Annotated in this window: 22 protein-coding genes; 12 read left to right on the top strand and 10 right to left on the bottom strand. The window is 60.9% G+C overall.

Features of this window, described 5'->3' with window-relative positions:
- Window positions 1-48 precede the first annotated feature (48 nt).
- The 9 genes from ACTG36_RS12375 to coxB form a co-directional block, all read right to left on the bottom strand.
- Window positions 49-633 carry a GNAT family N-acetyltransferase gene (locus ACTG36_RS12375; RefSeq protein WP_375280335.1) on the bottom strand — a complete coding sequence of 195 codons (585 nt, stop codon included), beginning with the start codon at window positions 631-633 and terminating at the stop codon, window positions 49-51.
- Window positions 633-1,898, bottom strand: coding sequence for a M16 family metallopeptidase (locus ACTG36_RS12370; protein WP_375280334.1), 1,266 nt, complete (start codon window positions 1,896-1,898; stop codon window positions 633-635). The genes ACTG36_RS12375 and ACTG36_RS12370 overlap by 1 nt, the downstream gene beginning before the upstream one ends.
- On the bottom strand, window positions 1,895-3,283 hold the full coding sequence (gene thrC, locus ACTG36_RS12365; RefSeq protein ID WP_439142487.1) for a threonine synthase: 1,389 nt from the start codon (window positions 3,281-3,283) through the stop codon (window positions 1,895-1,897). The genes ACTG36_RS12370 and thrC overlap by 4 nt, the downstream gene beginning before the upstream one ends.
- A 1-nt stretch (window position 3,284) precedes the next feature.
- Entirely contained in the window at window positions 3,285-3,959 is a 675-nt protein-coding gene (locus ACTG36_RS12360) for an SURF1 family protein (protein WP_375280332.1), read from the bottom strand.
- A gap of 102 nt (window positions 3,960-4,061) precedes the next feature.
- Window positions 4,062-4,865 (bottom strand): cytochrome c oxidase subunit 3, encoded by an 804-nt coding sequence (locus tag ACTG36_RS12355; RefSeq protein WP_375280331.1) that lies wholly within the window; start codon window positions 4,863-4,865, stop codon window positions 4,062-4,064.
- Window positions 4,866-4,892: 27 nt separating this feature from the next.
- Window positions 4,893-5,489: a cytochrome c oxidase assembly protein gene (locus tag ACTG36_RS12350; protein ID WP_375280330.1), complete on the bottom strand. Its 597-nt coding sequence runs from the start codon at window positions 5,487-5,489 to the stop codon at window positions 4,893-4,895.
- Window positions 5,489-5,770 carry a hypothetical protein gene (locus ACTG36_RS12345; RefSeq protein WP_375280329.1) on the bottom strand — a complete coding sequence of 94 codons (282 nt, stop codon included), beginning with the start codon at window positions 5,768-5,770 and terminating at the stop codon, window positions 5,489-5,491. Before ACTG36_RS12345 ends, ACTG36_RS12350 begins: the two co-directional genes overlap by 1 nt.
- 3 nt (window positions 5,771-5,773) lie before the next feature.
- Window positions 5,774-6,715: a heme o synthase gene (gene cyoE, locus ACTG36_RS12340; protein WP_375280328.1), complete on the bottom strand. Its 942-nt coding sequence runs from the start codon at window positions 6,713-6,715 to the stop codon at window positions 5,774-5,776.
- Window positions 6,716-6,811: 96 nt separating this feature from the next.
- Window positions 6,812-7,666 (bottom strand): cytochrome c oxidase subunit II, encoded by an 855-nt coding sequence (gene coxB / locus ACTG36_RS12335; RefSeq protein ID WP_375280327.1) that lies wholly within the window; start codon window positions 7,664-7,666, stop codon window positions 6,812-6,814.
- Window positions 7,667-7,862: 196 nt separating this feature from the next.
- On the opposite strand from coxB, the gene tldD reads away from it, so the two are divergent.
- The 4 genes from tldD to topA all read left to right on the top strand — a co-directional run bounded on the left by tldD (window position 7,863) and on the right by topA (window position 13,796).
- A complete protein-coding gene (tldD, locus tag ACTG36_RS12330) occupies window positions 7,863-9,287 on the top strand; it encodes a metalloprotease TldD (protein WP_439142483.1) in 1,425 nt (474 codons plus the stop codon).
- An 11-nt stretch (window positions 9,288-9,298) separates the two neighbouring features.
- The gene (locus ACTG36_RS12325; protein ID WP_375280325.1) at window positions 9,299-9,739 is read left to right on the top strand and encodes a hypothetical protein; all 441 of its coding nucleotides are present in this window, start codon (window positions 9,299-9,301) and stop codon (window positions 9,737-9,739) included.
- Window positions 9,740-9,879: 140 nt separating this feature from the next.
- Entirely contained in the window at window positions 9,880-11,064 is a 1,185-nt protein-coding gene (gene dprA / locus ACTG36_RS12320; RefSeq protein ID WP_375280324.1) for a DNA-processing protein DprA, read from the top strand.
- Window positions 11,065-11,186: 122 nt separating this feature from the next.
- Window positions 11,187-13,796 (top strand): type I DNA topoisomerase, encoded by a 2,610-nt coding sequence (topA, locus tag ACTG36_RS12315; protein ID WP_439142480.1) that lies wholly within the window; start codon window positions 11,187-11,189, stop codon window positions 13,794-13,796.
- 212 nt (window positions 13,797-14,008) lie between these two features.
- Here topA and ACTG36_RS12310 read toward each other — a convergent pair whose 3' ends face one another.
- The gene (locus ACTG36_RS12310) at window positions 14,009-14,179 is read right to left on the bottom strand and encodes a hypothetical protein (RefSeq protein WP_375280322.1); all 171 of its coding nucleotides are present in this window, start codon (window positions 14,177-14,179) and stop codon (window positions 14,009-14,011) included.
- A gap of 2 nt (window positions 14,180-14,181) precedes the next feature.
- Between ACTG36_RS12310 and ACTG36_RS12305 the strand changes: the two genes are divergently transcribed.
- The 8 genes from ACTG36_RS12305 to ACTG36_RS12270 all read left to right on the top strand — a co-directional run bounded on the left by ACTG36_RS12305 (window position 14,182) and on the right by ACTG36_RS12270 (window position 19,824).
- Window positions 14,182-14,625 carry a hypothetical protein gene (locus ACTG36_RS12305; protein WP_375280321.1) on the top strand — a complete coding sequence of 148 codons (444 nt, stop codon included), beginning with the start codon at window positions 14,182-14,184 and terminating at the stop codon, window positions 14,623-14,625.
- Window positions 14,626-14,676: 51 nt separating this feature from the next.
- Window positions 14,677-14,877, top strand: a complete 201-nt coding sequence (locus ACTG36_RS12300; RefSeq protein WP_375280320.1) for a potassium transporter TrkG — start codon at window positions 14,677-14,679, stop codon at window positions 14,875-14,877.
- 160 nt (window positions 14,878-15,037) lie between these two features.
- A complete protein-coding gene (locus ACTG36_RS12295) occupies window positions 15,038-15,751 on the top strand; it encodes a CoA transferase subunit A (RefSeq protein WP_375280319.1) in 714 nt (237 codons plus the stop codon).
- Window positions 15,748-16,371: a 3-oxoacid CoA-transferase subunit B gene (locus ACTG36_RS12290; protein ID WP_375280374.1), complete on the top strand. Its 624-nt coding sequence runs from the start codon at window positions 15,748-15,750 to the stop codon at window positions 16,369-16,371. The genes ACTG36_RS12295 and ACTG36_RS12290 overlap by 4 nt, the downstream gene beginning before the upstream one ends.
- Window positions 16,364-16,654: a GNAT family N-acetyltransferase gene (locus tag ACTG36_RS12285; protein ID WP_375280318.1), complete on the top strand. Its 291-nt coding sequence runs from the start codon at window positions 16,364-16,366 to the stop codon at window positions 16,652-16,654. Before ACTG36_RS12290 ends, ACTG36_RS12285 begins: the two co-directional genes overlap by 8 nt.
- 143 nt (window positions 16,655-16,797) lie before the next feature.
- On the top strand, window positions 16,798-17,802 hold the full coding sequence (locus tag ACTG36_RS12280; RefSeq protein ID WP_375280317.1) for a lysylphosphatidylglycerol synthase transmembrane domain-containing protein: 1,005 nt from the start codon (window positions 16,798-16,800) through the stop codon (window positions 17,800-17,802).
- Window positions 17,799-19,085, top strand: a complete 1,287-nt coding sequence (locus ACTG36_RS12275; RefSeq protein ID WP_375280316.1) for an FAD-binding oxidoreductase — start codon at window positions 17,799-17,801, stop codon at window positions 19,083-19,085. The genes ACTG36_RS12280 and ACTG36_RS12275 overlap by 4 nt, the downstream gene beginning before the upstream one ends.
- Before the next feature lies 1 nt (window position 19,086).
- Window positions 19,087-19,824 (top strand): SDR family NAD(P)-dependent oxidoreductase, encoded by a 738-nt coding sequence (locus ACTG36_RS12270; RefSeq protein ID WP_439142476.1) that lies wholly within the window; start codon window positions 19,087-19,089, stop codon window positions 19,822-19,824.
- Window positions 19,825-19,907: the final 83 nt, after the last annotated feature.

The following is a 19,907-nucleotide window of genomic DNA, read 5'->3' as shown; positions in this document are numbered from 1 at the left end:
GGGGCGCCCCCCGCCGTCCGCAGGACCCGATCGTCAGATCGACCCCCGCTATCCGACGTCGGTCTTTCCGCGCCGGTCATGACGCAAGTTGGCATAGAGAACATGGTTCCGCCAGCGCCCGTTGATCTGCAAATAGGCCTGCGCCACGCCCTCGTATTTATAGCCGCAACTCTCCAATAACCCGCGTGAGGGCGTGTTTTCCGGCAGACACCCCGCCTCAATGCGGCTCAAATCCAATGTGGTGAAAGCATAATGCACCACAGCCTCGATGGCCTCGCGCATATAGCCCTGCCGCGCATAGGCCTCCCCGATCCAATAACCGGTGGTGCCCGCCTGCGCGGGGCCACGGCGGATGTGATCCAACGTGATCGCGCCCAGAACGCTGTCATCACTGCGGCGGATCAAAAACAGTGGCACGGCGGTGCCATTGGCGATGGACCGCTGGGCCCAATAGACGCGGTTTGTGAAACTCTTGCGGGTCAGGTGATCGCCGGCCCATGTGGGTTCCCACGGTTGCAGGAATTCGGCGGACTCCTGTCGCAGCGCCGCCCATTGGCGGAAATCGGCATGGGACGGGGGCCGCAACGTCAGCCGCTCTGTCTCCAACCGGACCTTGCGCCGCGTCCGGAGCATCAGGCGACCAGTCGCGCCTTCAGCGCCTCAAGCGCGGGCGCGTCTTCCACCGGACCATAAAGCGCCAGCGCCGATCCGGCGTCGGTAATCAACCGCCCACCAAAGGCGCGCACGTCACCGGTGGTCACCGCATCAATGCGCGCGATGGTGTCGTCGATCGTGGGGACCTCACCCCAGATCGCGACCATGCGGGCCAGCCGTTCGGCGCGGTTGGACGGGCTTTCCAGCCCCATCAACATCCCCGCCTTCATCTGGGCACGCGCCCGCGCGACCTCTTCGGCGGTCATATCGTCAGCGGCGCGCTTCATCTCGTCCATGGTCAAGGTCGCCAATTCACCAAGCTGCTCGGATGAGGTTCCCGCATAGACCGTCATCATCCCAGTATCAGCATAGGCGCCCGCTTGGGCAAAGATCGTGTAGCACAGGCCACGGTTTTCGCGCAGTTCCTGAAACAGGCGGCTCGACATACCGCCGCCCATGGCAATGGCGTGGATTTGGGCCGCATAGATCCCTGGATCGCGGTAGTTGGGCGATTCAAACGCCAATGCGAAATGCGCCTGTTCCAGACCTTTCACCACACGCCGTTCGCCGCCCGAAAAGGCCGCAGGCTCTGCTGCTTTGGGCTGGGACCGGCTGGGCAAATGACCAAACAGCTTTTCAGCCAGCGCCAACAGCGCATCAGGGTTCACTGCGCCTGCCGCAGACAGGATCATCTGGTCGGGGCCATAATGTTCACCGACAAAATCGCTCAGGTCCGATTTGGCGAAGCTGCTGACACGTTCTGTGGGGCCAAGGATCGTACGGCCAAGGGCCTGATCGGGGAAAGCCTCCTCCTGAAGCCAGTCGAAAATGATGTCGTCAGGTGTATCGAGGGATTGGCCGATCTCTTGCAGGATCACGCCTCGTTCTACCTCAATCTCGGCGGGATCAAAGACGGGGTTCAGCAGGATGTCCGCGATCACGTCCAAGGCCAGCGGCACGTCGTTTTCCAGCACGCGTGCGTAATAGGCCGTCATCTCACGGGAGGTATAGGCGTTGATGTAGCCGCCCACGTCCTCAATCTCTTCGGCAATTTGCAAGGCGCTGCGGCGCTGGGTGCCCTTGAACGCCATGTGTTCCAGAAAATGCGCAATGCCGTTCTGGTCGGGGCGTTCATGCCGCCCGCCTGCCATGACCCAGATCCCGATGGAGGCCGATTTCAGGCCGGGCATCTGTTCTGTGACAATGCGAAAGCCGTTGGACAGCGTGTGTTGTTGGACGGTCACTTGGCGATCCGCTCCTTGATGAGGGTTTGCAGCGCGGCCAGATCATTGGGGACCCGTTCAACGCGTTCCGACCGGTCATACAGGTCGGCCATGTGCGGCGGCAAGGGGGGATGAATGCCTGTGGCCTTTTCAACGGCAGCGGGGAATTTCGCAGGGTGTGCTGTGGCCAGTGTGATCATTGGCACATCGGATTGATGGGCGTCCGCCACATGCACGCCCACAGCGGAATGGGGGCAAAGCAATTCGCCCGACCGCGTCAGTTCCGCGCTGATGGCATGATAGGTTTCATCCTCAGACGCGCGGCCAGAGGCAAAAGTGTCGCGAAGCATGTCAATCGCCCCTTGGCTGATTGTAAACCTGCCCTTGGATTTAAGGTCATCCATCTGTTCGGCCACCGTGGCCCCATCGCGCCCGTAGGCCTCGAACAAGGCGCGTTCGAAATTGGACGACACCTGAATATCCATGGACGGGCTGATGGAGGGCGTGACCCCTTCCTTCACCTGCGCGCCGGTTTCCAGCGTGCGGTGCAGGATGTCGTTCTGGTTTGTGGCGATCACCAGCTTGTCGATGGGCAGCCCCATGCGCTTGGCGATGTAGCCTGCGAAAATGTCGCCAAAGTTGCCCGTGGGCACGGTGAAGCTGACGGGCCGGTGGGGCGCACCGACGGCCACGGCGGAGGTGAAGAAATAGACCACCTGCGCCAGCACGCGGCCCCAATTGATCGAATTCACACCGGCAAGGTTCACCCCATCGCGGAAATCGAAATCGTTGAACATGTCTTTGAGGGCGGCTTGGCAGTCGTCAAAGTCACCATCCAGCGCCAGCGCATGCACGTTGTCTTCGGTGGGCGTTGTCATCTGACGGCGCTGCACCTCGGACACGCGACCATGGGGAAAGAGGATGAAGACATCCACGTTGCTGAGGCCGCGAAACGCCTCAATCGCCGCCGATCCCGTGTCGCCGGAAGTGGCCCCGACGATCGTGATCCGCTTGCCGGACCGCGTGAGCGACGCCTGAAACATCTGCCCGATCAGCTGCATGGCAAAGTCTTTGAACGCCAGTGTGGGGCCGTGAAACAGCTCAAGCAAAAAGTGGTTACTGTCGAGTTGTTTCAGGGGCGCGCGCACGGCGTGGTTGAACCCGGCATAGGCCGCGTCAATCAGGCCCCGGAATTCATCGTCGGTGAAGGTGTCGCCAATAAAGGGGCGCATCACGGCATAGGCCACGTCTTCGTAGGATTGCCCCGCCATGGCAGCGATCTGTGCGTGGGACAGGCTGGGGATGTCTTCGGGGACATACAGGCCGCCATCACGGGCAAGGCCGGTCATCATCGCCTCTTCGAACGTCAGTTTCGGGGCGGTGCCACGGGTTGAAATATACTGCATTTCAGTCGTCCTTCCGGCGCATCCCCCGCGCCACGTAAAAGATCGTCATCGCCAGCCACACAAGCGCCAGAAGCCCCCACGTGATGGCATATTCCAGATGGTCGTTTTTGATGTTTCGCGTGCTCAGCGGCAAGGGGGCCAAGCGCGGATCGTAGGCGGTTGCGGCGGACAAGACCACCAGCACCGGTTCCGTGTTGAGGGCCTGCGCCATGGCGGCCACGTCGCGGGCGTACCATTCGTCGCCCTCGGGCGCTTGTTCGGACACGTCATCGGGCCAGATCAGATTGCCCTGCACGGTCACCGTGTCGGTCAGCGGATCGGCGGCTTGCGCTGCGGCATCGTTGATTTCCAACAGCCCCTGATCCAGCATCACGCGCCGCCCCTCGCGGGTTTCAAATGCGGAAATGATGTGGTGGCCGGTGCCTGCCGCGGTGCCACTGTCCAGAAACCGGATTTCTTCGCCCGTGGCGGAGCCTTGCATAATGACGGTGCGGTAGTTGTCGGCCTCCGCTGTGACGGTGGCCGGTAAGGGGACAGGGTCGGCGGCCAAACGCGTCTCAATCTCGGCGATGACTCCCTCTTTCCAGTCAAGCCGGTTCAACTGCCACACCATCAGGTACAGCAAGATCGCGATGCCACCGGCACCGATCAGAAGGGGAAACAGAAGCTTACGCATCACTGGGTCCTAAAATTGAAAACGCGCGAGGGCGGCAATGTCTGCTGCTCTCGCGCGTTTTGTCCCTGTCAACTGGCGGAGGTCAACCCCCGCCGCGCGGGCCTATTGGCCCCAGACGTAAACGGCTGCGAAAAGGAACAGCCAAACAACGTCGACGAAGTGCCAGTACCAAGCCGCAGCCTCAAAGCCGATGTGCTTTTCGGCGGTGAAGTGGCCGCGACGGACACGCAGGTAGCACACGAACAAGAAGATCGTACCGATGATCACGTGGAAGCCGTGGAACCCTGTCGCCATAAAGAAGTTCGCGCCGTAGATGTTGCCCGCAAGGCCGAAGGCCGCGTGGCTGTATTCATAGGCCTGGAAGAAGGTGAAGATCACGCCCAGAACCACGGCGAGGATCAGGCCGGATTTCACGTCTTCGCGGTTGTCTTCATGAACCAGCGCGTGGTGCGCCCACGTGGCGGCGGCACCGGAACACAGCAGGATCAGCGTGTTGATCAGCGGCAGGTGCCATGGGTCGAATGTTTCGATGCCGGCAGGTGGGAATTGACCGTCAACCGCAGGCGACTGTGGCCCCATGGGGTACATCGCGTGCTTGAAGAAGGACCAGAACCATGCGGCAAAGAACATGACTTCGGACATGATAAACATGATGAAACCATAGCGCAGGCCGATGCGAACAACCGGCGTGTGATCGCCCTGACCGCTTTCGACGATGACTTCGGCCCACCATGCGTACATGCAGTACAGCACGCCCGCAAAGCCCATGAGGAACATGTAAGGGTTGTCTTTCGTGTCCATCCAGATCACGGCACCGAACAGCATGACAAACACGGCAACGCCGGTCAACAGCGGCCAGATGGACGGCGGCAGGATGTGATAATCGTGGTTCTTTTCGTGGGCCATGAGTTTGTTCCCTTACGGCGTTTGGTCTTAATTCAATTCGGTTGGTTGCGCCGGTGTGTCCAGCGCGGCTTGTTCGGTCGGCATATCGTTTCGGTGGAACGTATATCCCAAAGTGATCGTATGAACATACTGTCCTTCGCGGTCATCCACGATGGCAGGGTCCACAAAGAAGGTCACCGGCATGTTGATCGTCTCACCGGGTTGCAGGATTTGCTGTTCAAAGCAAAAACAATCGATCTTGTCGAAGAACGCGCCGGCCTCATAGGGGGCGACGTTGTAGGAGGCTGTCCCTGCGATAGGTTCATCCGTGGGGTTCGTGGCCTCATAAAAGGCCAGCGCTGTTTCCCCAATGCGCACTTCCATTTCGCGCTGCACGGGTTCAAACGTCCACGGCATGTCCCGCGCGGTTGAGCTCTCGAAGCGGACGGTGATGGTCTGGTCAAGGATCACGTCGGACCCCGTAGAGGCCACGTTCGTCGCCCCGCCAAAGCCCGTGACGCGGCAGAACCAGTCGTAAAACGGCACAGACGCCCAGGCGAGGCCGCCCATCAGGATCACCACACTGACCGCTTGGGTCGCGGTGCGGGTCGGGCCTTCGGGGATGCGAGAAAATGGGTTGAACATCAGTTGTCACCCCCTGTTGTTGCGGTGTTCGCCTCTGCTTCGGCTTCGGCTTCGGCGGCGAGTTCTGCGGCGCGTCGCTCGGCGGCCTCAAGCGCGCCGGGTTCCAGTGCCGGGCGGGCCACGTGATCAAAGCGTTCCATCTGGCGGATGTCAGTCAGGCCAAGGACCTTCACAACAGTCAGGCCAAATACGATCCCGATCAGGCCCAGCAACAGGACAAACACGCCGATATTCCGGCCTTTGCGGCGTTCGTGCATTTCATGTTCGACTTTGATCGCCATGACCTACCACCCCGCCCAAGCTGTCAGGCCGTTTGCGCGCAGCAGTGCCTCAACCAGCAGGGCACCGAAGTGGCCGAACAGATAATAGAGAGACACCTTGAACGCGTGCTTTTCAACAGCGTGGTTGTCCGCCTCACTGTCCGCATCGGTCCGTGTCCAGATGTCATAGCACCCCTTGAGGAACCATGCGTTTAGGCCCAGTGCCACGGCCAGATAGAACGGCCCGCCGATGGAGGTAAAGCCAAGGCCAATCGCCACCAGCACCAGCGGCACACAATAAGCCAGAATGTGGTTGCGTGTGGATCTGCGGCCGTGGGTTTCCGTCAACATGGGCACATTTGCGTTGCCGTAGTCAGATTTCACAAACAGCGCCAGCGCCCAGAAGTGGGGCGGTGTCCACATGAAGATCAGCGCAAACATCAACACGCTTTCAATCGACACGCTGCCCGTGGCGACAGCCCAACCGATCATGGGCGGGAAGGCACCCGCCGCCCCACCGATCACGATGTTCTGCGGCGTCGACCGCTTAAGCCACATGGAATAGATGACGGCATAAAAGAAGATCGTGAAGGCCAGCAGACCCGCAGCCAACGCGTTGGTCGCCAGAAACAGCAGGATCACCGCAAAGAAAGACAGCGCCAGCCCGATGCCCAGCGCCTCACCAGGTTGCACGGCACCCGACGGGATCGGCCGGTTGACCGTGCGCTTCATAATGGCGTCGATGTCCGCATCCCACCACATGTTTAACGCGCCCGAGGCCCCTGCCCCCACGGCGATGCACAAGATGCCGACAAAGCCCACAAAGGGGTTAACGCTGACCGGTGCCACCAATAGGCCGACCAAGGCCGTGAACACGACCAGCTGCATGACGCGCGGCTTCATCAGGGCGAAGTAATCGCCCATCTGTGCCTCGTTGGTCTGTGTTTGGTGTGTGGCGTCAGTCATGTCATTCCTTTGATGCATGGCAGGATGCAGCCTGCCTTAGAAAAGGTAACGGTCGAAGGGCGGAAGAGGTCCCGCCCTTCGGGGGTCTGAAAACGCTTAGGCCGGGAATTCGACTTTCGCTTCGGCAAGCCATTCTTCGTAGACGGCTGGGTCCACGACCTTAACGGTGATGGGCATATAAGCGTGATCCTTGCCGCACAGCTCGGAACACTGGCCAAAGTAGATGCCTTCCTGCTCGGCCTCAAACCACAGCTGGGCGAAACGGCCGGGCACTGCGTCTTGCTTCACGCCGAAGGACGGGATCGTCCAGGCGTGGATCACGTCAGCACCTGTCACGGTCATCACAACAGTCGCGCCCACAGGCACAACAACGGCAGTGTCGGTGGCCAGACGGAATTCGTCCTCAGAATAACCGGCTTCCTCAAGCTGGGCGATGATGCCGTCGTTCAGGTTACCTTCGTTGTAGCCGATCATGTAGCTTTCAAAGAACACGTCTTCGTCGGTGTATTCGTAAGACCAGAACCACTGATAGCCGGTGACGGTGATGTTGATGTCGCCTTCAGGGATTTCCTGCTGCTTGAACAGCACCGGAAGGGAGAACGCACCGATGAACACCAAGATCACGATGGGAACGATTGTCCACGCCACTTCAAGCGGGGAGTTGTGGGTGAATGTCGCAGGCTCAGGGTTGCGCTTGGCATTGTAGCGGATCACCACCCATGCCAGCAGGCCGGTGACGAACAGCGAAATGATCGTGATGATGACCAGCAGCATGCCGTCCAGCCAGACCAGATCGCGCATCAGCTCTGTCGCGGCAGGCTGGAACCCAGTGGCGCCGGGTGTTGGCGCGCCGACGATCTCAAGATCCTCAATGGCGGTCTGTGCCTGCGCGGCACCCGCAGCCACTGCACCCGCAGCGGCCAGACCAAAACGTTTTGCAAACTTCATCATGTGCATATCGATCCCTATTTTGGCGCAGGGCTGTGCGCCGACTTGGTGGTTCCCCGGATATCGGGATGGAATCCCCCATCGGAATTCCATTGTATTTGAGCGGGGTCATCCCATATCCTGACCACCAACTCAAGCGATCCAGACGTGTCAAACGGTCGCTTTTTGATCCAAATCATAGAAACAGTCAGGAATTGTCATGGCGCACGACCCCTTCCGCCCGTTTGAAACGAATCTGGACCACGACACCGCGTTGTCCTTGGTCCGTGAGGCAACGGCAGGCGCCGATGACGGGGAGCTGTTTTTGGAACGTCGCCGGTCCGAGGTTCTGGCCTTCGACGACGGGCGTATTCGCACCGCCAGCTATGACGCCTCCGAAGGATTCGGGTTGCGCGCTGTGCGTGGTGAGGTCGCAGGCTACGCCCATTCCACAACCATCGACGAACACGCGCTGAAACGTGCGGTGGCCACAGCCCGGCTGGCCGTCGGCGACGGCGGTGGCACCATTGCCGACGCCCCCAAGGGCACCAACACCGTCCTTTATACCGATGCCGACCCCATGGCCGAGGCCACGTTTCCTGCCAAAATCGACCTGCTGAAAGAAATCGACGCCTTTTGTCGCGACCTCGACCCGCGGGTCGTTCAGGTCTCCGCCACTTTGGCGGCCTCCCATCAAGAGGTTCTGATCCTGCGGCCCGAAGGCACGCTGGTCACCGACACACGGCCCATGTCGCGGCTCAATATTTCGGTCATCGTCGAAGATCAGGGCCGCCGTGAAAGCGGCGGCATGGGCGGTGGCGGACGTGCGGGGCTGATTGGCCTGACCTCCCCCGACCATTGGCAGCCGGTCGCACGTGAGGCGTTGCGCATCGCGCTGGTGAACCTTGAAGCGGAACCTGCGCCCGCCGGTGTGATGGACGTGCTGCTTGGGCCCGGCTGGCCCGGTATCTTGCTGCACGAGGCCGTGGGCCACGGGCTTGAGGGGGATTTCAATCGCAAGGGCACCTCCGCCTTTGCAGGTCTGATGGGCCAGCAGGTCGCCGCCAAAGGCGTGACCGTGCTGGACGATGGCACCATCCCCGACAGGCGCGGGTCCATCACCGTGGATGACGAAGGCACACCATCGGCCAAAAACGTGCTGATCGAGGACGGCGTCTTGGTTGGCTACATGCAGGACCGCCAGAACGCGCGTTTGATGGGGGTTGACCCCACGGGCAACGGGCGGCGCGAAAGTTTCGCCCACATCCCTATGCCGCGCATGACCAACACCTATATGCTGGGCGGCGACGCCGACCCCAAAGACATGCTGGCGGGTCTTCAGGATGGGATTTACGCCGTGGGCTTTGGCGGCGGTCAGGTGGACATCACCAACGGCAAGTTCGTATTCAGCTGCACCGAGGCCTACCGCGTCAAAAACGGCAAGGTCGGCGCACCCGTCAAAGGGGCCACGCTGATCGGGGACGGGGCCACGGCGCTGAAACAAATTCGCGGCATCGGCAATAATATGGCACTGGACCCCGGCATCGGCAACTGCGGCAAGGCGGGCCAGTGGGTTCCTGTGGGCGTGGGCCAGCCATCGCTTCTCATCGGGGGCCTTACCGTCGGCGGGGCTGCCGCCGGGTGACGCGCTGGCCTGTGATCCGGACAGATCCCGCGGCGGCCCAAGGACGGGTCGCGCTGGTGATTTTGAACGCGTCGCTGGGGGTGTTGCTGGTGCCCATTGTGTTGGGGTTGATCCTCGCAGGTGTCGGCACAGCGTTCGAGATGTTGATCGGGCGCGGCCCTTGGGGCCAAAAACTGGGCGAGGCTGGAATGCTTCTTGTGTTTTCGCCGTTCCTGTCGTTTTTCGCCTGCCTTCTGGCGATCCCCGCGGCGGCATGGGCGCTGCGGCGCGGGCTAGCCGGTTGGGCCGTGGCGAGCCTTGCGGGGATGTTTGCGACGTTTGTGGTCTTTGCCGTGGTGAACCGCGATCTTGACCTGACTGTTGTTTATGTCAGCGCGATCTTCGGGCTGCCCTTTGGCGGGCTTTATTGGCTGTCGGCGCGCATCATGCACCGCGACGTCTTTACCGTTTGAACGGCCCCTTGCGTCGGGTCGCCTGCCGCGCCCACCCGCGCCGGCCAGCCCCGCAAGACCCCCCATATATGGTGTTTGGTAGGTAACACCTTGTTAACCTCGTTGGCTTAATTCTGATTCTGCAACAGGCGGAGGCGCGGATGACACAGGACGATAAGTCTTCTACTCACCCCCCACTCCCACCCACCACGGAAGATGATCGCGTCGCCCACTTCCGCCTGTTGCGCTCCCGCCGCGTGGGTCCTGTGACCTACCGGCGCCTGCTTGCCGAACACGGATCAGCGCAAGCAGCCCTTGAGGCCCTCCCCCAAATTGCAGCGGCCGCAGGTGTCTCCGGATATCAGGTCTGCCCCGAAGGCGTTGTACAGGCGGAATTCAGGGCTGGCCGCTTGGCACAGGCACGCCTTGTCTTCGCCGGTGAGCCTGATTTCCCTGCCCCCTTGGCCGATATCGACGATGCCCCCGTGGCCCTATGGATCAAAGGCCGCGCATCGCTGTTGAAAACCCCCATGGTGGCCCTGATCGGCGCGCGCACCGCGTCCTCACTGGGCACCCGTATGGCCGCAAAATTGGCGGCGGAGCTGGGGGAGGCCGGATTTACCGTGGTCTCAGGCCTTGCACGCGGCATTGACGCGGCGGCGCACCTTAAGGCGCTTCCGACAGGCACCATCGCCGTGGTCGCAGGGGGCGTTGATGTCCTCTACCCCGCCGAAAACGCCGAACTTGCCAAACAAATCGCCAAAGACGGCCTGTGTCTCAGCGACCAACCCATGGGGTTTCAGCCCCGCGCACGGCATTTCGTGGCGCGCAATCGGATTGTCTCTGGCCTCGTGCCTGCGGTTGTCGTGGTTGAGGCTGCGGCCAAATCCGGCAGCCTTGGCACCGCGCGCACGGCACTTGATCAGGGCCGCGACGTGCTGGTCGTGCCCGGCCATCCCTTCGATGCGCGGGTGGCCGGTTGCAACATGCTGATCCGCGACGGGGCCACCTTGGTGCGCGGCACGCAGGATATTCTGGATCATCTGGGCGACCCCAAAACCGCCGCCCCTGAACTGCCGTTTGATCTGCCACCGGCACGTGACACGGCCCCCGCCCATCAAGCCGCCCCCGCCCATCAAGCCGCCCCCGCGCAGCGCCCCCTGCGTCAGGTCGCGGCCCTGCATGATGCGATCCTTGAGCGCCTATTGCCCGGCCCTTTGGCCGAGGATCAGCTGATCCGCGCCATGGGCGCGCCCGCCAATGCCATCGCCCCCGCGCTTATTGATCTGGAACTGGACGGCAAGGTCATCCGGCAGTCCGGCGGCATCCTCGCCCGCACAATCTGAGCGTGAAAAATGCGGGGTGACAGCCGCACAAAAATTCCCCGCCACGAACCTCCATTGACAATTCGCCAAGCGCGCCCACATCTTGCCGACCAATTCAGTATTCGTATTTCGGAAGGATTCCCATGCCCGTTGTTGTCGTAGAGTCTCCGGCTAAGGCCAAGACAATCAACAAATATTTGGGGTCCGACTACACCGTTCTTGCCTCATATGGTCACGTCCGTGACCTGCCGCCCAAGGACGGTTCTGTTGATCCGGATGAAGATTTCGAGATGCAGTGGGAGGTCGCCTCCGACAGCAAAAAGCACATCAAAGCCATTGCCGATGCGCTGGCTGAGGACAATAACCTGATCCTCGCCACCGACCCCGACCGTGAGGGGGAGGCCATCAGCTGGCACCTTGAAGAGGCGCTGCGCAAACGCAAGTCGATCAAGAAAGACACCCCCGTCAGCCGCGTGGTGTTCAACGCGATCACCAAGGCCGCCGTGACCGAGGCGATGAAAAACCCCCGTCAGGTGGACCAGCCACTGGTGGACGCCTATCTGGCGCGCCGCGCGCTGGATTATTTGGTGGGCTTCAAACTGTCGCCCGTGCTGTGGCGCCGCCTGCCCGGTGCGAAATCCGCAGGCCGCGTGCAATCTGTCACCCTGCGCCTGATCGTCGAACGCGAGATGGAAATCGAGGCGTTCAACAACCGCGAATACTGGTCCGTCAAAGCCCAGCTTGAAACGCCGCGCAATCAAAGTGTCGAGGCGCGCTTGACCGTGCTGGCTGGCAAAAAGCTCGAAAAATTCGATCTGGAAAACGCGACGCAGGCGGAAATGGCCCAGCAGGCCGTCATGTCCCGTGACTTGACCGTCAAATCGGTTGAGGCCAAGCCCGCCAACCGCAACCCCTCCGCGCCGTTCATGACCTCGACCCTGCAACAAGAGGCGTCGCGCAAGTTCGGCTTTGGCGCGCGCATGACCATGAACGCGGCCCAACGTTTGTATGAGGCAGGCCTGATCACCTACATGCGGACCGACGGCATCGACATGGCACCAGAGGCCGTCACCGCCGCCCGCGACGCCATCAAAGACAAATACGGCACGGAGTACGTGCCCGATAAGCCGCGGATTTATAAGAACAAAGCCAAGAACGCCCAAGAGGCCCACGAATGCGTGCGTCCCACCGATCTGGCCCTGTCCGCCGAGGACGCCAAGATCGCGGACCCCGACCAGCGCAAGCTATATGATCTGATCTACAAGCGGACGATCTCCAGCCAGATGGAGGCCGCGCGCATGGAACGCACGACCGTGGATATCGCCAGCGGCGATGGTCAGGTCGAATTGCGCGCCACCGGTCAGGTGGTGTTGTTTGACGGTTTCCTGCGGGTCTACGAAGAAGGCCGCGACGATGAGGTCGTGGATGATGACGACAAGCGTCTGGCGCAGATGAATGAGGGTGAGGCCATGGCCAAAACCTCCGTCACGCCGGAACAGCATTTCACCCAACCGCCCCCCCGTTATACCGAGGCCACCTTGGTCAAACGGATGGAAGAATTGGGCATCGGCCGCCCCTCCACCTACGCCTCAATCGTGACCACCATTCAGGATCGCGAATACGTCCGCAAAGACAAAAACCGTCTGATCCCCGAAGACAAGGGACGGCTGGTGACGGCTTTCCTTACCAATTATTTCCGCAAATACGTGGGCTACGATTATACTGCGTCGCTTGAGGAAGAGCTGGATCACGTCAGCGCGGGCGACGCTAATTATAAGAAAGTGCTGGAAAATTTCTGGCGCGACTTCAAGGTCACCATCGATGAGGCCATGGACAATTCCATCACCGAGGTGCTGGAAAAGATCAACGACGTGCTGGCCCCGCACATTTTCCCACCCAATGAGGACGGCACCGATCCGCGCCTGTGCCCCAACTGCCATGAAGGCCGGTTGTCCATGCGCACCGCGCGGTCCGGCGGGGCCTTCATCGGCTGTTCGCGCTATCCCGATTGCAAATACACCCGCGCCTTCGGCCCTCCGGGTGCGGAAGACGCCTCCGGCATTCCGCCCGAAGGCAAGATGCTGGGCGAAGACGATGGCGACAAAATCTGGATCCACAAGGGTCGTTTTGGTCCCTATGCCCAACGGGGTGAGGTCACGGACGACAACAAAAAGCCACCGCGTCAGTCCATCCCCAAAGAATGGGCCCCCGAAGAGGTGACGCTGGAAACGGCGGTCAAATTGCTGGCCCTGCCCCGTCTCATCGGCCCGCATCCAGAGGACGGCGTCAACGTCTGGGCCAACATCGGGCGCTACGGCCCCTATATCAAACACGCCGATACGACGTCTTTCAAAGGCGGTACCAACGCCAATCTTGAAGGTCTTGATGAGGTGTGGGAGGTCGGCATGAATCGCGCCGTCCAGCTTTTGGCCGAAAAAGTCGCCTCACGCGGCAGCCGTGGCAAGGCGGCGACGCCGATCAAGGAGTTGGGCGAACACCCCGATGTGGGCGGACCTCTTAACGTTTTCGACGGTAAATACGGGCCTTACGTGAAGTGGGACAAGATCAACGCGACGATCCCTGACACCATTGAGGTGGCCGACATCACGCTGAGCCAAGCGGTCACCTTGATTGAGGAACGCGCCGCCAAATCCGGCAAAAAGATCGCGCCGAAGGAGGCAGCGGCCAAAAAGAAACCTGCGGCGAAGAAAAAACCTGCCGCCAAAAAGAAACCGGCGGCGAAGAAAACGTAAATTCACTCAGAACCAATGCGCTTTACCGGGGTTTTGCCACTTGTAACCACCGGAGCCGAAAATGGCCTCTGATCCTCAGTCCGCCCAACAAATGCGCGTTCTCGCACGGGTGAACCGGTTTTTTTCACGACCACTCATCCGGCCAAACTCCTCCTATTTGGGTATCTGTCCTACATTCTTATTGGCTGGGCTCTGCTGTGCTTGCCTCTTTTTCAGCAGGTCAGCGTCAATGCGCTCGATGCGTTGTTCATCGCAACCTCTGCGGTGTCCACCACAGGCCTCGTCAGCATCGACCCAGCCCGCAGGTTCACCTTCGGCGGGTAGGTCGTGACCCTGCTTTTGATCCAGGTGGGGTGGCTTGGGCTATATGACAATCGGGTCATTTATGGTCCTGACGATCCACCACCGATTGGGCCATGCGCGCCGCCGCACCACGAAGGCTGCGTTCAATCTGCCCGATGATGTCGCCCCCGTCGTGTTCATCCGGTCGGTCCTGATCTTCACCCTTCTGGTCGAGGCCGTGGGCGCCGCCGTCCTGTTTGTCATTTTCACACAAGCTGGCGTCGCCGACCTTTTGTGGCCCGCGATTTTTCACGCAATTTCGGCGTTTTGCACCGCAGGGTTCAACAACACCCATCCCATCGGGTCCATGGCCCCGGCCATTTTGATGGTATTCTTCTTTCTGATGATCATCGGGGCCTCCCCTGCGGGGACGGGCGGGGGGTTGAAAACAACCTCCTTGGCGGCCCTGATCGGGTTGGTGCGCTCCACCCTCAAGGGTCGCGACCAGATCCGGTTTTTCAAACGTCGCGTCCCCTTGGACAAATGACAAAACGCTGCAGCCGAGTTAACGTACTACATGGTGCTGTTGTCGGTTTCGATGTTTCTTCTTTTGCTCACCGAAACCGCACCGTTTGAGGTTTTGATGTTCGAAGCGATTTCGGCCATGGGGACGGTTGGCCTGTCCATGGGGCTGACAGGGGATTTGTCAGATTTAGGCAAGTTGATCATCATTATCCTAATGACCGCAGGGCGGGTCGGGATTTTTGACCTTTGGCATCGCTCTGGCCACCGCCGATGAAAGCCGCGATGAAGAAGCCGACAATACCCTTGTGATCTAGGCGCTCTGCTATCCTACCCGCCATTGCAACCGGTTGCAAAAATAACGCCGCATTGCGGCATAATCATTGACTCCGCCCCGCCCCCCCGTATCAATGGCGCAAACCGATATGGGGGACACCATGCAAAAAATCTATCCAGATGCCGCGTCGGCCCTAGACGGGCTGTTGCACGACGGCATGTTCATTGCGGCAGGGGGCTTTGGTCTGTGCGGCATTCCTGAGCTGCTACTGGCGGCCATCAAAGATGCGGGCACCAAGGATCTGACGTTCGCGTCCAACAACGCAGGCGTGGACGACTTCGGCATCGGGATCCTGTTGCAGACCCGTCAGGTCAAGAAGATGATCTCGTCTTATGTCGGTGAGAACGCGGAATTTATGCGCCAGTATCTGTCCGGTGAGTTGGAGCTTGAATTCAACCCCCAAGGCACGCTTGCTGAACGTATGCGGTCGGGCGGGTGCGGCATCCCAGGGTTCTATACCAAGACCGGCGTGGGCACGGTGATCGCCGAAGGCAAGGATCACAAGGATTTCCCCACAGGCGAAAACGGCGCCATGGAAACCTACATTATGGAAGAAGGCATCTTCGCCGATCTGGCCATCGTGAAGGCGTGGAAGGCCGACGAAACCGGCAATCTGGTATTCCGCAAAACCGCACGCAACTTTAACCCGCCTGCGGCCATGTGCGGCAAAACCTGCGTGGTCGAGGTTGAGGAAATCGTGCCGACAGGCAGCCTCGATCCCGACAACATCCACCTGCCGGGCATCTACGTGCACCGGATCATCCAGGGTGAGCACGAAAAACGCATCGAACAGCGCACAGTGAGGACGGCATAATGTGGGATCGCAACCAAATGGCCGCCCGTGCGGCGCAAGAACTTGAAGACGGCTGGTATGTGAACCTCGGCATCGGCATTCCGACGCTGGTGGCCAATTACGTGGGCGACAAAGATATCACGCTGCAATCGGAAAACGGCATGTTGGGGATGGGTCCCTTCCCGCTTGAAGGCGACGAGGACCCGGACCTTATCAACGCCGGCAAGCAGACCATCACCGAGATGGACCGCACGGCCTATTTTGATTCAGCCACCTCCTTCGGCATGATCCGCGGCGGCAAAATCGCGGCGGCGATTTTGGGCGCGATGGAAGTGGCCGAAAACGGCGATCTGGCCAACTGGATGATCCCCGGCAAGCTGGTCAAAGGCATGGGCGGCGCCATGGATCTGGTCGCAGGCGTGGGCCGCGTGATCGTGGTGATGGACCACACGAACAAGCACGGCGACAGCAAACTGCTGAAGGCCTGCACCCTGCCGCTGACCGGCAAAGGCGTGGTCGACCGCATTATCACAAACCTCGGCGTGCTGGATGTCGTGGAGGGTGGCTTGCGCATCGTCGAATGCGCCGACGGCGTCACCGAAGACGAAGTGCGCGCTGCCACCGAAGCCACGCTTGTCTGATCCAAAGATCACCGAAGAACGGGACGGCCCCAAGGGCCGTTTCGTCATCCGTACACCGCAGGGTGACGCTGAGATGACCTATTCCGTTCTCTCGCCCTCCCTGCGGATCGTTGACCATACGGGCGTACCCAAAGCCCTCGAAGGTCAGGGATTTGCCTACAAGCTGATGCTGCATCTGATTGAGGACGCCAAATCCAACGGCTACAAAATCGTGCCCTTGTGTCCCTACGTGAACGCCCAACGCGCCAAGCACCCTGAATGGGCGGACCACTTCTCCGTCTGACGTCCGGCCCCGTTTCTCTGGTTCAAAAATACCTAAATCCAACCTCTCGGCCGGACACAGCGATCCCAAGGGTACGTCGTTTCCAATTTTGCGACAAAGTCATACTCTCGCCCTATTCTGTCGCTAATCGCGAAAGGATGAGCATGAGCAGCGCAGATCCCGCCCAGCAGATGGCCCACCCCGCCCCCGACAGCAGCAAACGCCGCTGGCGCGATATCGCACTTTTGGCGGTGTTGTTTGCCTTCGTGATCGCGGGCCTTGCCGGATTGGCAGCCGCCACGGGCTGGGAAGATACGAAGGAACAATTGATGCGTCTGACGGGCGCACAAATAGCGGTGCTTTTGGCGCTCAGCCTTGTCAATTACCTGTTTCGGGGTGTGCGTTGGCATGTCTTTGCCCGCCGCTTGGGTCTGCCCACCGCGTTGATGCAGGACCTGCGCCACTTTCTGGGTGGGTTCGCCATGTCTGTCACACCGGGCCGCGTGGGCGAATTGATCCGTATGCGGTGGCTCAAGCGCGAAACCGGTTGGGCCGTCGAACGCACAGCGCCTTTGGTCTTGATGGACCGCGCGTCCGATCTGGCGGCGATGGCCTTGATTTTGGCAGGCGGCGTGGCGCTGTCAGCGGGCGGCATTGCCATGGCAATGCCTGTGGCGATTGTCGCCCTGATCGCGGCCTTTGTTGCGACCCGCCCTGCCCTGCTGGCGGCTTGCATCACATGGGTCTATCGCGGCCTTGGTCGGTTTCCCCGCCTCATGGCGCGGGTGCGGACGGCGGCGCGGTCTTTGGGCGTGTTTTCAAACGGGCCTATCATGGCGGCAGCACTCACCTTGGGCCTGATCGGCTGGATCGCTGAAGGCTACGCCTTTCATCTGTTGTTGATCTGGATGGGGGCCGACATCGGCTTTGCCAAAGCGGTTGCCATTTTCACCTTCTCGACCCTCGCGGGTGGACTGACGGGGGCTCCGGGCGGTGTCGGCGGGGCGGAGGCTGCGATGGTGGCCCTTTTGTCCCTCGAAGGAATCCCGCTTGAAGTGTCGATTCCCGCCACGGCCGTCATTCGCCTGACGACCCTATGGTTCGCCATTTTGATCGGGCTGGCGATTTTCCCCGTCGCCGAAGCCAAATCAAACGCCGCACGCCCATGACCACCGATAAAACCTATACGGGCTGGGGCCGCGCCCTGCAGGCCAAAGGGGATGTGACCCGCCCCGATGATGCGCGCCACGTGGATACCAGTGCTCCGGCGATTGGCAACCGCCGGTCCTATGGCGATGCGCCGCTAAACCACGGTGGTGCGGCCACGGATATGACGCGGATTGACCGCATCCTCGACTTTGATCGCGACGCAGGTGTCATCACGGTTGAGGCAGGCGCCACCTTGGGTGAGCTTGCCCGCATCCTCGCCCCCCAAGGCTGGCTGCCCGCCGTTATGCCCGGCACCGGCTTTGCCACCGTGGGCGGCGCCATTGCCATGGATGTGCATGGCAAGAACCACCATCACGCGGGCAGCTTTTGCCAGCATGTGACGCAGGTCACGCTTATGCAGGGTGACAAAACGCGGCGGATCACGCCCAAAACAGGCGCGCTGTGGCGGGCCACCTGCGGGGGCCTTGGGCAGACCGGTGTTATCACGCAAGCGACCTTGCAGCTGACACCCGCCAAGGGTGATTTGATGCTGGTCACCGAACAACGGGCCACGGATTGGGACCACCACATCGCCCTGCTGGATCACGCCGATGCGCCCTATACCGTGGGCTGGATCGATGCGACCGCGACCGGCGCCGCCCTTGGGCGCGGCATCGTTGAAACGGGTGAAACCTGTCGCGGGCTGCGGGCCAAAGCCCGCCCCGCCAAGAGAATCCCACTTGATGCGCCCCATTGGGCGCTGTCGGGGCCCATCGTCAAAGCCTTTAACGCGGCCTACTACGCGCGGGTCCCGAAGTCGGGGCGCACAGTGGTGCGGTCCTTGCAGGACTTCTTCTTTCCGCTGGACAAAATTCACGACTGGAACCGGCTTTATGGCAAGCGCGGCTTTCACCAGTTTCAATGTGTGGTGCCGCTGGATCAGGCCGATGCGCTGCGTGAGATGCTGAAAGTGATTGCGCGTTCTGGTCTGGCCTCACCTTTGGCGGTCCTCAAACGGATGGGACCGGGGCGCGCGGGCTATATGTCTTTCCCGATGGAAGGCTATACGCTGGCCATCGATTTCCCCAACCGCCCCCAAGCCCGCCGCCTGATTGCGCGGCTGGAAGAGGCGACGGTGGCTGCCGGTGGGCGGCTTTATCTGGCCAAGGACGCGTTGTCTTCGGGCCCCGCGATCAAAGCGATGTACCCCGACTACCCCAAATGGGCCAAAGCGGCGGCCAAGGCCGACCCTGATGGCCACCTAAAAACCGACATGATCCGCAGATTAGACCTAAGGACCTGACATGACCGACACTTGGATAATTCTGGGCGCAAGCTCCACCATTGCGAAGGCCTTTATTCGGTCTGTGGCCGAACAGGGCGCGCATGTGATTTTGGCGGGGCGTCGGATGGACTATCTTGCGGCCTCTGCTGCGGATGCCACAGCCCGCGGGGCCGCGGGGGCCGATCAGGTGATGTTTGACGCCCGCGATCCGGCACCGTTTCAGGCAATCATCGATGCGGCAGCCGCACAGGAAGGCACGATCAATTGCGCGGTCTTCGTGGGGTCCATGCCCGCGCAAGAGGCGATTGACGCGGACCCCAGCATGCTGGACGGCGTGATCGCCGACAGCCTGACCGGACCCGCGCGGGTCTTGCAGATGCTGGCCCCTATCCTGCAAGCGCGCGGTGACGGTGCCATTGTGGGTGTCGGGTCCGTCGCGGGCGACCGGGGCCGTGTGGGCAATTACGTCTATGGGGCGGCCAAAGCGGGCTTCGCCACCTATCTGAGCGGGTTGCGCAACGCATTGGGACGCCACGGCGTTCATGTGCTGACCGTGAAGCCGGGTCCGGTGGACACGGCCATGACCCAAGGCCTTGGCCCGCAGCCGTTTATGACAACGGCGGACGCCGTTGTTGAAGATATCCACAAAGCCCTGAGCACGAAGCGCAACACGCTCTATACCAAGTGGATTTGGTGGCCGGTCATGACGGTGATCAAGCTGATCCCTGAGCCTATTTTCAAGAAGATGTCGATCTGACCTTTTCGAATTTGCTGCGCAAATCCGATCCGCCGATCCCTACGGGATCGGCTGTGTCCAAGATGCGGCATCACCCAAGGGCC

The organism is Pseudooctadecabacter sp. (genome assembly GCF_965657175.1).
In the GTDB taxonomy this organism is placed as follows: Bacteria; Pseudomonadota; Alphaproteobacteria; order Rhodobacterales; family Rhodobacteraceae; genus Octadecabacter.
The sequence above is the reverse complement of the archived record's forward strand: the minus strand, read 5'-3'. Positions and strand labels throughout refer to the sequence as shown.